Origin of the sequence: Williamsia sp. 1135 (genome assembly GCF_002095395.1) — a bacterium.
Classification (GTDB): Bacteria; Actinomycetota; Actinomycetes; order Mycobacteriales; family Mycobacteriaceae; genus Williamsia.
Genome location: NZ_MJEI01000105.1, coordinates 64,751 through 76,886, shown reverse-complemented (window position 1 = coordinate 76,886; position 12,136 = coordinate 64,751). Strand labels below are relative to the sequence as shown.

Annotated in this window: 13 protein-coding genes and 1 riboswitch; of the genes, 4 read left to right on the top strand and 9 right to left on the bottom strand. The window is 64.9% G+C overall.

Annotation, left to right across the window (positions count from 1 at the left end; all coding sequences use genetic code 11):
• Window positions 1–17: 17 nt before the first annotated feature.
• Window positions 18–1,505 (bottom strand): PE-PPE domain-containing protein, encoded by a 1,488-nt coding sequence (locus BFL43_RS23635; protein WP_084895374.1) that lies wholly within the window; start codon window positions 1,503–1,505, stop codon window positions 18–20.
• Window positions 1,506–1,769: 264 nt separating this feature from the next.
• A riboswitch (SAM riboswitch) is annotated at window positions 1,770–1,879 on the top strand.
• Window positions 1,880–1,937: 58 nt separating this feature from the next.
• On the opposite strand from BFL43_RS23635, the gene BFL43_RS23630 reads away from it, so the two are divergent.
• Both BFL43_RS23630 and BFL43_RS23625 read left to right on the top strand, forming a co-directional pair.
• The gene (locus BFL43_RS23630; protein ID WP_084895373.1) at window positions 1,938–3,254 is read left to right on the top strand and encodes a bifunctional o-acetylhomoserine/o-acetylserine sulfhydrylase; all 1,317 of its coding nucleotides are present in this window, start codon (window positions 1,938–1,940) and stop codon (window positions 3,252–3,254) included.
• A gap of 1 nt (window position 3,255) precedes the next feature.
• Window positions 3,256–4,398, top strand: coding sequence for a homoserine O-acetyltransferase (locus tag BFL43_RS23625; protein ID WP_084895372.1), 1,143 nt, complete (start codon window positions 3,256–3,258; stop codon window positions 4,396–4,398).
• A 35-nt stretch (window positions 4,399–4,433) separates the two neighbouring features.
• Here BFL43_RS23625 and BFL43_RS23620 read toward each other — a convergent pair whose 3' ends face one another.
• From BFL43_RS23620 to BFL43_RS23595, 6 genes are all read right to left on the bottom strand, one after another.
• On the bottom strand, window positions 4,434–5,921 hold the full coding sequence (locus BFL43_RS23620; protein WP_084895370.1) for an Hsp70 family protein: 1,488 nt from the start codon (window positions 5,919–5,921) through the stop codon (window positions 4,434–4,436).
• A 181-nt stretch (window positions 5,922–6,102) separates the two neighbouring features.
• Window positions 6,103–6,456, bottom strand: coding sequence for a DUF3017 domain-containing protein (locus BFL43_RS23615; protein WP_084895368.1), 354 nt, complete (start codon window positions 6,454–6,456; stop codon window positions 6,103–6,105).
• Window positions 6,457–6,461: 5 nt separating this feature from the next.
• Entirely contained in the window at window positions 6,462–7,331 is an 870-nt protein-coding gene (locus BFL43_RS23610; RefSeq protein WP_084895366.1) for a bifunctional methylenetetrahydrofolate dehydrogenase/methenyltetrahydrofolate cyclohydrolase, read from the bottom strand.
• Between the two features lie 48 nt (window positions 7,332–7,379).
• The gene (locus BFL43_RS23605; protein WP_084895364.1) at window positions 7,380–8,414 is read right to left on the bottom strand and encodes a hypothetical protein; all 1,035 of its coding nucleotides are present in this window, start codon (window positions 8,412–8,414) and stop codon (window positions 7,380–7,382) included.
• Complete coding sequence (locus BFL43_RS23600) at window positions 8,411–9,016, bottom strand: pentapeptide repeat-containing protein (RefSeq protein ID WP_084895362.1); 606 nt, start codon at window positions 9,014–9,016, stop codon at window positions 8,411–8,413. The genes BFL43_RS23605 and BFL43_RS23600 overlap by 4 nt, the downstream gene beginning before the upstream one ends.
• Before the next feature lie 31 nt (window positions 9,017–9,047).
• Window positions 9,048–9,455, bottom strand: coding sequence for a RidA family protein (locus BFL43_RS23595; RefSeq protein ID WP_084895360.1), 408 nt, complete (start codon window positions 9,453–9,455; stop codon window positions 9,048–9,050).
• A gap of 78 nt (window positions 9,456–9,533) precedes the next feature.
• On the opposite strand from BFL43_RS23595, the gene BFL43_RS23590 reads away from it, so the two are divergent.
• Window positions 9,534–10,145, top strand: a complete 612-nt coding sequence (locus tag BFL43_RS23590; RefSeq protein ID WP_084895358.1) for a TetR/AcrR family transcriptional regulator — start codon at window positions 9,534–9,536, stop codon at window positions 10,143–10,145.
• A 43-nt stretch (window positions 10,146–10,188) separates the two neighbouring features.
• A complete protein-coding gene (locus BFL43_RS23585) occupies window positions 10,189–10,653 on the top strand; it encodes a tRNA (cytidine(34)-2'-O)-methyltransferase (protein WP_084895356.1) in 465 nt (154 codons plus the stop codon).
• A gap of 12 nt (window positions 10,654–10,665) precedes the next feature.
• On the opposite strand, the gene BFL43_RS23580 is transcribed toward BFL43_RS23585, so the two are convergent.
• On the bottom strand, window positions 10,666–11,085 hold the full coding sequence (locus tag BFL43_RS23580; protein ID WP_084895354.1) for a hypothetical protein: 420 nt from the start codon (window positions 11,083–11,085) through the stop codon (window positions 10,666–10,668).
• Between the two features lie 58 nt (window positions 11,086–11,143).
• Entirely contained in the window at window positions 11,144–12,133 is a 990-nt protein-coding gene (locus tag BFL43_RS23575) for a reverse transcriptase family protein (RefSeq protein ID WP_084895352.1), read from the bottom strand.
• Between the last annotated feature and the right edge of the window lie 3 nt (window positions 12,134–12,136).

Genomic DNA, 12,136 nt, shown 5'->3' with positions numbered 1-12,136 from the left:
CTGGGTTTGCGATTCCGTCAGGACGCGGCCGCCGGTTCCAGCTCCTTGTCGACAGCGCCGGCACCGGACCCATCGACCGATGCGACGTCACCCGAGGGAGTCGCAGAACGCACGGGTTCCGGCGACGGAGCCGGCGTGCTGACCGGAGACCTCTCCGGCGCGGCGGACTCATCAGTTGGCTCGGCGGCCGCAGGTTCCGCCACAGCCGGCCCGGAAGCGACTGGCTCGGTCGCATGCGGCGGGGTCGACACGCTTGCAGGCCCAGGTGCCACTGCCGGCGGTAGATCTTGCGGTTCGATCCAGACCTGGTCCTCCCGCGGTGCCTCCACCGTCCGCTGCGCCGCAGGAGCGGGCGTGGTCGGGCCGGACTTGGGAGCGACACCGAGCCTGGCGCCGTCGAGCCGGTCGAGCTGCCGGTCGATCTCGGCGATCCAGTCGCGGACGAAGTTCTCCGGGTAACGCAGGATGCTGATGGCGCTGTCGCCGATGGCCTGCAATGCAGTAGGACTCCCAGAGAGGGCGTCCCGGAGAACCCAGAGGTCCGGCAGGTACGCGCCGTGCCCAAGGTTCGGCAGCGCAGGCAGGAACTGGTCCACCGCATGGAACAGCGGACGAAGCACCGCGAGATCCGGGTACTGCAACGGATTCTCGACCGCTATGTGGTGGTATGGCAATCCGAGACTTCTCAGGATCACCCCGAACGCGGGGTCCGACGGGATGAGCACATCACTGGGCGAATTCTCACTGACATCGGGGCCCGTGGTGATGTCGTCGTCATAGGTCACGTGTTTGACGAAGTAGCCGAGCAATCCGTCCACTGCCCGCAGCGGGTAGTGGAGTGGGTCCTGGAGGTCGCAGATCGGATCCCCTTCGACGCAGAACTGGGTGACCCTGACTTGGCCGAACCCTTCCCGCGGACCGCTCATGGTGATGCCGGGGAGTACTCCTGGGAGGATCAACTCGATGCCGCGGCCCTGGGCGTCTCCGGTGCGACGCGGGTCGGAGTACAGCTCACCCGATACCTGCGCCGGATCGATGTCCACCGAGCTCTGCCCGCGGCCGATCTCTGACAACACGTCCCCGGCGATACGGGCACCCTGGGAGTACCCGACGATCACGACCGGCCGCTCCGGACACGCTGCGTGATACGCCGCCACCGCGGTCTCGAGGTTCGCGATCCCCTCGTCGACACTCTGATCGTAGGACGTCGCACCGAGGGGCCACAGCACACCCGGATACTCGACGACCTCGATCCGATAGTCCTTGCCCTGCGTTCCGTAGCGCGTCTCCAAGCCGGCTGTGTGCAAGGAGTTCGGATCGGCGGTTCCGGGCACGACGAACACACGACCTTGCGCGCAATCGACCGGATCATCGGCCGCGGTTGCCGGCTGAGCCAGGAACCCGACGACCGGCAGGGTCACCGCGACGGTCGCCGTGGCCGCCATCGTCCGACGCCGGGTGGCCGAACGCTTCCGGGCATGCGCCCGCTTGCTATGCGAACCCATTCCGGCCCCTTGATTGTTGTGACTGCGAGCGGTCGAGGTATCGCAGAAGAACGATGGCTACTCCCGAAGAAACAATCATAAAAGTCCACACCCGTTCCCTGATATCCACTGAACGTATGAACCACTCAGGGCCATAGGGCATTAGGCCGGCGTCTGCGGGGCAAGAAACAGTACGGGATTTCGGGACCTCGAAACGGAGAGGAATTGAGGTGCGCGAGAGGGTTCTCAGCCACTTCCCCGCGTGTTATATCCTCTACTGCGAAAGGTCATGAGTGTCAGCAACAAGCCCCGGCTCGCTGACCGGCAACCCTCCAACCGCGGTGGGGTGCTCCGGGTGATGACCTGGTTGCGGTTCGCCGCAGCAAGCGCGGGTCCGCAGGTCGGACCCAATTTCAATTGGATGCTTCACCGACCGAGAAAGAGAACTCTTGCATGTCTGACAATGACGTCAATCCGGCTGACAACTGGAGCTTCGAGACCAAGCAGGTCCATGTCGGCCAGGCCCCCGACTCGCAGACCTCTGCGCGGGCCCTTCCCATCTATCAGACGACCTCTTACACGTTCCGCGACACCGAGCATGCCGCGAATCTCTTCGGCCTCGCGGAACCGGGCAACATCTACACGCGCATCATGAACCCCACCCAGGACGCGGTCGAGCAGCGCATCGCCGCTCTCGAAGGCGGCGTCGCCGCGCTGCTCGTGGCTTCGGGTCAGGCCGCGGAGACGTACGCGATCCTCAACGTCGTCGAGAACGGTGGGCACGTCGTCTCGAGCCCGCGTCTCTATGGCGGCACCTACAACCTCTTCCACTACACGCTGCCGAAGCTCGGCATCCAGGTCAGTTTCGTCGAGGATCCCGAAGACCTCGACAGCTGGCGCGCAGCAATCCAGCCCAACACCCGCGCGCTGTTCGGTGAGACCATCTCGAACCCGAACAACGAGATCCTCGATCTCGTCGGAATCTCGGGCGTCGCGCACGAGGCGGGCCTTCCCCTCATCGTCGACAACACAGTCGCGACGCCGTATCTGATCAACCCGCTTGCCCACGGTGCGGACATCGTCGTCCACTCCGCCACCAAGTACCTCGGTGGACACGGCACATCGGTCGGTGGCGTCATCGTCGACGGAGGCACGTTCGATTGGCGCGGCCAGCGCGACGGCCAGGACTTGTTCCCCGGCTTCACCACGCCGGACCCGAGCTACCACGGCGCGATCTTCGCCGACCTCGGTGCGCCGGCGTTCGCGCTCAAGGCTCGGGTGCAGTGGCTCCGCGACACCGGTGCCGCCATCTCGCCGTTCAACGCGTTCCTCATCGCGCAGGGCATCGAGACGCTGAGCCTTCGCATCGAGCGTCACGTGTCGAACGCGCAGGCCGTAGCCGAGTACCTGTCCAAGCACGCGCAGGTCGAGTCCGTTGCTTACGCGGGCCTCGAATCCTCTCGCTGGTACAAGCGGGGCCAGGAACTGGCGCCACGCGGTCAGGGCGCGATCATCGGTTTCGAGATCGCCGGCGGTGTGGACGCGGGCAAGAGGTTCGTGGACGCACTCACCCTGCACAGCCACGTCGCCAACATCGGCGACGTGCGCTCGCTGGTGATCCATCCCGCGTCGACCACCCACTCGCAGCTGATCCCGGAGGAGCAGATCGCCGCAGGCGTCTCCCCCGGCCTCGTGCGCCTGGCGGTCGGCATCGAGAACATCGCCGACATCCTGGCCGACCTCGACACCGGCTTCGCCGCGGCCAAGTGAGGTGAGTATCGACCCGCACACGCCACCGCGCACTCATCCGGACTGGGAATCCCTTCCGGATGGGCAGTTGACCAGTGTGTCGGTCGGTCCTCTCGAGTTGGACAACGGTCAGCGCATCGACAACGTGACCCTGGCCTTCCAACGGTGGGGCACATTGTCGCCGACCCGCGACAACGTCGTCCTTGCTCTTCATGCTCTCACCGGTGACTCCCACGTCACCGGACCCGCCGGACCCGATCAGCCCTCCCCCGGTTGGTGGGATGGGCTGATCGGGCCCGGCGGTCCCGTCGACACCGACGAGTGGTGTGTGATTTCGGCAAATGTCCTCGGCGGTTGCCGTGGCTCGACAGGGCCTGCATCACTGGATTCCGATGGGCGCGTGTGGGGTTCACGATTTCCGCACATCACCGTGCTCGACCAGGTGCGCGCCGAGGTCGCGCTGATGGACGCCTTGCAGATCGACTCGGTCGCGTCGGTACTCGGCGGTTCGATGGGCGGTGCACGTTCACTCGAGTGGGTGATCGGCTACCCCGAACGAGTCCGCAGCGCACTGATCCTCGCGGTCGGAGCCCGCGCGTCGGCCGACCAGATCGGCACACAGACAACCCAGATCGCGGCCATCACCTCGGACGCGAATTGGCAGAACGGCGACTATCACGGCTCCGGACGCACCCCCACCGCCGGACTCGGCATCGCTCGCCGCATCGCCCACATGTACTACCGGCACGAGCTGGAACTGGACGAGCGTTTCGCGAATTCGCCCCAGGGCGAGGAAGATCCACTCAACGGAGGCCGCTACGCGGTGCAGAGCTACCTCGAGCACCAAGCCGACAAGCTGGTGCATCGGTTCGACCCCGGTAGCTATGTGGTGCTGTCCGAGGTGCTCAACCACCACGATGTGGGTCGCGGACGCGGCGGTGTCGAGGCGGCGCTGCGGAACTGCCACGTTCCCGTCGTCATCGGTGGCATCGATTCAGACCGGCTCTACCCGTTGCGTCAGCAGGTCGAGCTGGCCGAACTCATGCCCGGCTGCGTCGGCGGGCTGCACGTGGTGCATTCGGACAATGGCCACGACGGGTTCCTGACCGAGTTCGACGCCATTTCAGAGCTCTTGAAGAAGACCGTGGACCTGGCGCGCCGCTAGGCATACATCTGGTGTCGGGCGCCGAGGCGCTCGGATCAGCCTGCAGGCTGCGTCGTGGGTACCGACTGCTGTGGTGGCGCCGGCGATGCGGGAGCACCCTCTGCCGGCGGCGCCGGCGTTGGCGGTAACGATGTCACCGGCGGCGGCACGATCGCAGTCGATTCCGGTGCTGTCGGCGGAAGCTGTCCCAGCGGCGGCCACGTGATCGACGGGATCGGGAAAGGCCACAACGACGTACTCAACGTCGACGTCAACGGCTGCTCGGTCGGGCCACTCGGCGCAGGCAACTCTGTTGTCGCCCAACCCGGATCCTGATTACCACCCCCGGTTCCGGTCGAGGTGCCGGTGCCGCCGCTGTTGCCGACCGTCGCCGGAGGTGGCGCGGCGGTAACCGAAATCTGCTGCTGCGGCGAGGTGACCGTGGGGATGACACGCGACTCACCGGTGTCCGGTGGCGGCGGCGATGTCGTCGTCGCCTCGGCCTCGACCGTGACCGACGACGACGGCGTCGAGGGAGTCGACGGATTTCCCGCCAGCGAGGAGCCCACGGCGTACACCGTCATCAACGCTCCCGCGAGCAGTGCACCGAACACCGCCAGCGGTGCTGCCGACAACCAGTCGCGACTGCGTCGTCCACCGATGAAGGCCAGCGTGGACGCCTTGGCCCCGGCGGCGGCCAGGTTTGCGGCTCCGAGTGCTGCTACCGACTCCGGCGCGTGGGGCAAGACCGGTTCGAGACCGCTGCGCTCGGTGATGAGGTCGCGCAGCAGCGGTACGTTGGCCAGTCCACCGACGAGAACCACGGCCTCCGGTCGGGTCGCACGCTCGACTCCCACGTACGCGGCAACCTCGTCGGCGGCAGCAGATACCATGGGACGAGCGAGCCGCTCGAGCACAGTTCTCGTGACCGGCACCGGGACAGCGGGATTCCCCATCATCATCGACGTCGCGTCCCTGACGGAGAGTTCTTCTTTCGCGGTCCGGCAAGCGCTCAGGACACTGGACTTTCGACGGCCGCGAACCTTTCCCGTACTGCTGAGTTCAGCGGCGAGCAGCGCGTCGAGGCCGTCGCCCGAGACAGCAGTACTACGCCGGTGATCACTGATGCGCCTGGTTGCGGGATCGATCGTGTACAAACTCATCCCGGTGTCGCCGAGGTCCACCACCACGACTGATGTGAACCGATTGATCTCTCCCGCGGAGATCAGGTGGTGCGCGATCGCCTCGGTCTCTGCCACCAGATGGATTTGGCGTTTTGCACCGGTGCCGCGCGACGCGATCTCACGGGCCTGCTCGTCGGTTCGGTACGCCACCCCGATCGTGCCCACGCTCGCGTTGTTGTCGCGCGCCGTACCCAGCATGAGGTCGATGCCGGAGTTGATGCGGCCGGCGCGGGTCAACCCGTCCGTGGGGTCGACGTCGATGACACGGTTGACCGTGTGAGTACGGCCGGCCTCATCGGTGGTCAGCAGGACGCAGTGGATCATTCCACTGCCTGCGGACAAACCCAGTGAGGTGGTCATGACTCTCTTCCGGCTCGATGATGATCTCGGTCGTCCGGGTTCTGCAGTTGCTGCCATCCCCCGGCGGGGCCGCTCTCACCACCCCAACACTGCCCTCTGAAAACTGCATCGCCCGTAAGGATGAAAGTGTTCCATCTTTACTGGCTGCAAGTTCAAGATGCAGTACCACGAACCATTGTAATCAATCTGTGCCCAAAGGGTCGATCGAGGTCGCCAGCCAGAGGATTGCCACGCCGGCAAGAGTCGTTGCGACCACGTCTGCGAAGCGGCCGCGGACCTCGAGCAGTCCGACTCGTGACGACGGTATGAGGGCACGCAGGAGAGCCGCGAGCAGCGCCGCGGATCCGAAGACGAACGCCCCACGCCGCCAGCGATCGACGATCAGGAAGATGGCAGCCACGATGACGACCGTCATCACTGCCAAGAACGGCAATTGGACCACTACCCAGCGCAGTTGCCGGACACGGTGCAGTCGCCGCGCGCGAGCGCGGCCACTGCCCGGGGTCGTCGGCTCGGTTGCCGAGGTCCTGGACATCGCGATCAGGCGCGAGCCGACGCGGCTTCGGCGCGTTCTACGACGTTCGCCAACAGGAAGGCCCGTGTGAGCGGACCCACTCCTCCCGGATTGGGTGAGACATGCCCGGCCACATCCCAGACGTCCTGCGCGACGTCGCCGACGAGTCCGTCCGCCGTTCGACTGACGCCGACATCGATCACTGCGGCGCCGGGTTTGACCATGGCCGCCGTGATGAGTCCGGGGACCCCTGCTGCCGCGATCACGATGTCTGCCCGAGAGACCTCGGCAGCGAGGTCGCGGGTGCCGGTATGACACAGCGTCACGGTGGCATTCTCGGTGCGGCGGGTCAGCAACAGCCCGATCGGACGGCCGACGGTGACCCCGCGGCCCACGACCACCACATGTGCACCCTTGACCGGCACGTCATATCTGCGCAACAGATGCAGGATGCCGCGTGGCGTGCACGGCAACGCGCTCTTCGATGTCCCGGCGCCGTCGAGGACCAGTCGGCCGAGATTGATCGGATGCAGGCCGTCGGCATCCTTCTCGGGGTCGATGCGCTCGAGGGCCGCATTCTCGTCGAGATGTTTGGGCAACGGCAGCTGCACGATGTAGCCGGTGCACCCCGGATCCGCGTTGAGCTCATCGATCGCCGCGTTGAGCTGCTCGGTGGTGATGTCGGCTGGAAGATCTTTGCGAATGGATGCGATACCGACCTTGGCGCAATCGTTGTGCTTTCCGCGCACATAGGCCTGCGATCCCGGGTCGTCCCCGACCAGGATCGTGCCGAGACCCGGCGTGATGCCGGATTCCCGTAGCTTCTCCACCCGCTCCTTGAGGTCGACGAAGACCTCATCGCGGGTGGCTTTTCCGTCAAGTACAGCTGCGCTCACGACGCCATTGTTTCAGGTTCTGTGCGTTGCCCGCCGCTGCCCCGCCAACTACCCGACATCGAACCACGCAACGCGCGACGATCCGATGCCGCCGACCCACACTCTCCCGTCTCGTTCGATCACTCCGGTGCTCTGACCGAACCCCGGGAGATCGACCCGATTGTCGGCGACAACCCGCCCGCTCAACAGGTGGATCTTGAGCACCCACAACGGCGCCACCGGCTCGGGCAACAGTCGCTCCGGGATTCTCCATACGAGCCGCCGACACCGCGGATAGGCGGCCAGGACTTCCAGCGGGCGGATGCGCAGGCCCGCCATCGCCAGCCACAGATGCTCACCGTCCGGAGACAGTGAACAGTTGTCGGGATAGCCCGGCAGTCCGCCGCGCAGCACCTCACTCGTGCCTGTCGTCGGCCCCCAGGAGCGCAGACTGCAGTTCCCCGTCTCGGCGATGACCAGCCGGCCGTCGTGGCTGACCAGACCGTTCGCGAACTGCAGTCCGGTCAGTACAACCGTCGCCCGCGGCGGTCTCGACTCGTCACTGAGGTCCACCCGGATCAGTCGTCCCGATCCGCCGTGCTCAATGATGTCGGCCTTGTAGTCGTCCAGGGAGAATCGGGTCGTCGACTGCGTCAGGTGCAGTTCCAGAGGTCGCGGTGTCGATCCACCCGAGTGGCGGGTGACGATCACGTTGGAGCAGAACGTCAACGGCTCACCGTCGACCTGATCGAGGACGACCTCGATGTCGCCACTGCTCATGTCCATCGAGAGGAGCCCGCGCTTACTGTCGCAGATCAGCAGGGTCTCGCCGATCACCTCGAGCCCCAGAGGCTGACCGCCGGTGTTCGCGACCACATCCCACCGACCGGTGCCTGCGTCGATGGCGATGATGTTCCCGTCGACCGTCCCTGTCCAGATCCGGCCGTGATCGTCGGCGACGACGTCCTCGGGCGAGGACGACCCGACGTCGACCACGGTGATCTCCGGGGTGAGCTGCGTAGGCCAGCCGGCGGTGTCCACCGGAGTCGGCGTCCACTTGACCGGTGCGATCGTCGGCTTGCGCCCTCTCGGTCGACCGGTCACCCCTGCCCTCCGATTCGCAGCCCGTGAGCTGCTGCGAACTCCAGGGCCTGGCCGGCATCCACCAGGGCATCGACCACGGATGCCTGCAGCCAGAGCACCGGGTCCACCCTCGCGCCGCGCAGATCCGCCTTGTCGAGTTTTGTCCCGATGGCGCGCACTCCGGTGAGGTCGGCCCCGGACAGATCCGCGCCGATCAGAGTCGAATCCGACAGGTTGGCCTCTCGCAGCCGGCAACCCCGCAGCACCACACCTGACAGATCGACCCCTCCGATCGATGTCAGCGACAGGTCGCAGTCGATCAACGTCAGCGGCCTGACCCGGGAGTTGGAGATCACGGTGCCCAGCAGACTGCAGTCGGTCATCTCGGCCTTGTTCAGATGCGTGCGTTCGAAATGGCAGTTCCGAAAGGCGCTCGCGCTGTGACTCGAACGGGAGAGGTTCGCGCCACTGAAATCACAGTTGGTGAATGTGACACCGCGCGTTCGGATTTCACTCAGATCGGATTCGATGAAACTGCAGTCGACATACTCACGATCAGACCAGTTCTCGTTCGAGAAGTCGGCGAAATCGAACCGTTCGTCCTGCGAAACGTCAACACTCATGTGCACATGTCTACACGGTCATCCGAGGTGATCAGTCGAGCACTGCGGTCGCCTCGACCTCGACCATGAGGTCGGGTTCACCGAGTGATGCGACGCCGAGCAGGGTGATCGGCTTCACCGGATCGACACCGAGCTTCGCCGCCGCCCTCGCGACGCCCTCACCGAGCAACGGGTACTTGTCCTCGGACCAATCCACCACGTAGATGGTCAGCTTCGCGACGTCGTCGAACGAGCCGCCGATCTCCGCCAGCGCAGTTCCGATGTTGAGGTATGCCTGCTCGACCTGCGCGGCGAAGTCTCCCGCGCCGACCTGGTTGCCCTCCGCATCCCTCGCCACCTGCCCGGCCAGAAACACCAGTCTGGATCCCGTCGCGATCGAGAGTTGGCGATACACATCGGGTTTCGGCAGTCCCTCCGGGTTGATCAGCTCGATTGCCATGGGGTTCCCCTCTCGGTCGTCGGCGTCGCCCGCGCGTCGCCATGCTGTTAACATAGCATTGTTATGTAATGTGGTGCCATGGTTCGTACCAAGAATCCTCAAATACGGTCGATGCTGATCGAACGCGCGGCGCAGATGCTGCGTGCGCGAGAAACGGTGACGTTGCGTTCCCTGGTGTCCGGGTCGTCGGTGTCGACAATGGCCGTGTACACCTACTTTGACGGTATGGACGGGCTCTGGAAGGCACTGCGCCAAGAAGGTTTCACCCGCCTCGCCGCCAGACTTTCCGACCTGGAGATGTCCGACGATCCGGTCCGCGATCAGACCATGATGGGCGTCGCGTATCTGTCGAACGCATTGCAGAACCCCGATCTCTATCGGGTCATGTTCGACACCAGCGCGGATCTGGAGGATGCGGCCGCAGCCGAAGCAAGCCTGCACCATCTCGTCATCGGCGCCGAACGCTGTTCGAGCGCAGGACGATTCCGCTCCGATATCGATCCGACCGCGTTGGCGACCCAGCAGTGGATGATCGGGCACGGGCTGGCATCCCTGGTAGCAGGGGGTCCCCTACCCGTATCTGCACTCGCCCACGCCGTGCCCATGCTGACAGCGCTGTTCGTCTCCGCGGGAGACGAGCCGAGCCGGTGCGCGAGGTCCGTGGAGTCAGGATGGGCACTACTGGGCTGACACCGGTTTGTCGACGATGCGACTTATGCGGCAAGCTCGGGGGGTGTTTCGACTGCTGTTCCATGAACCTCGCATCCCACCGAACACGGGAAATGCGATCCGGCTCGCCGCCAACACCGGGTGTGAATTACACCTGGTAGAACCGCTCGGCTTCGACCTGTCCGAACCAAAGGTCAAGCGAGCCGGGCTCGATTACCACGACATGGCATCGGTGACCGTCCACCCCGACCTGTTCGCCGCCTGGAAAGAACTTGCCCCGCAACGGGTATACGCGTTCACCGCTCACGCGGACACGTTCTACACAGACATCAGCTACCAACCGGGCGACGTGCTGCTGTTCGGTCCCGAACCGACCGGGCTGTCCGAGACCGTGCTGGCGGACCCTCACGTGACCGAGCGGGTCCGCATTCCCATGCTGCCAGGGCGGCGATCACTCAATCTGGCGAACGCCGCCAGCATTGTGATGTACGAGGCCTGGCGGCAGCACGGGTTCCCTGGCGCGGTGTAGTCGGTCGGCGAATCAATCGATCGGCAGTCCCCGCATGATGAATTTGCGCAGCATTGCGGTGGTCGGTTTCTCGATACGTAGCTCGGCGTTGTCGGTCGCAGTTGGGGCGACCACGTTCAGCACCAGCTGACCGCCGGCGAGGATATCCGCGGAATAGACGCTGTTGTCGCGACTCCATTCCATGTGCAGGCCGCCCTCAGGGGTCGCGGTAGGCGTTGATTCCGCCCAGTATGAACTCTGCAGTCCGTCGAAATATCTCTCGAAGAATTCTTTTGCGGCCGAGGTCGGGGCCAGTGAGTCGGCACCCTGCCAGCCGTCCTCGAGTCCGAGTACATGCTGGAGTTGGGCGTCGAGGTTCTGCTTGGTGTCGCTGGGGTCCGCAGCACCGGGAGTTTGGCGGTCGAGATTGCTCGAATAATTGCTCAGGCTCATTTACCGATGTTAGGCGCCTTCCGCTCGGAGGTATAGGGCGGTCGGGGGGTGTTCATCTCTAGCGATCCCAGTCCACCTGCTCCGCCAACGCCAGCAAGGTGCTTCGTCGTCGCGGGCTGGTCGCCCCTACCCAGGCGATCTTGCCGAGCACATGCGCGCGGAAATTTGGGTGCGCCGACCTGTTCTGCGCCTGCGCACCGGTACGAATCGCGTTGTGCAGCAATGCTCGATGGTTGTCGTAGTCACGTCGGGCGACTCGCGGTTGATCGTTGACCACCAGCCCGGCCAACTGCTGGCGTTGATGCGCACGCATGGTCTTCGTCTTGTCCGGGTGCACGGTGAAACCTTCATCCGCGATGATGCGCAACACCACCCACAGCACTGCTTCCGGGTTCATGTGGTCGCCTGAGATCGCCAGGTCGTCGCCATACCGGCTGTAATGCAATCTGTTTCGTTGGGCGTATCCCCAGATCCGGCGATCCATGCCACGCATAACGAGATTCGCCAACGCCGGAGAAGTCGGTGCGCCCTGCGGTAGATGCCGCTGCCTCAGCAGTGTCGCCTGCCGCTGGTCGATGTCCCGAAGATGGGCAATGGGCGTGGTTGTCGTGCACAGTTCTGCCAGGACTCGCGCGATCCTCTCGTAGCCCACCGCCGCGAAAATGGCCCGCACCCTGGCTGTTCCGATCGAAGAGAAGCAGTCTCGCAGGTCCAATCGGACCACCACCGGGCGATCGGTGTGCGGCCAGGCGAAGCTTGCGGTCGAGGTGCCGGGAACGAACCCCTGGGCGGCCCGGTGCGGTGGGATGTGGTCGAGAATTGTGCGCAGGATGCGTCGTTGGATTTCCCGCAGGTGGGGTTTGGGCGCCTCGATCATCCGGGCGCCATGACGTTTCGGCACCTGCCAGTACCGATAATGCTGTAGCGGGCCATCCTTCGTCCGCAGCCAGTGACCACGATCGGCGAACCACTCCAGTTCACCGACAGTCAGGTTGAGCCAGCGCGCCACGTCCGAATAGTCCTGTAACCGCGGCAGGTCGAACCGCATGAC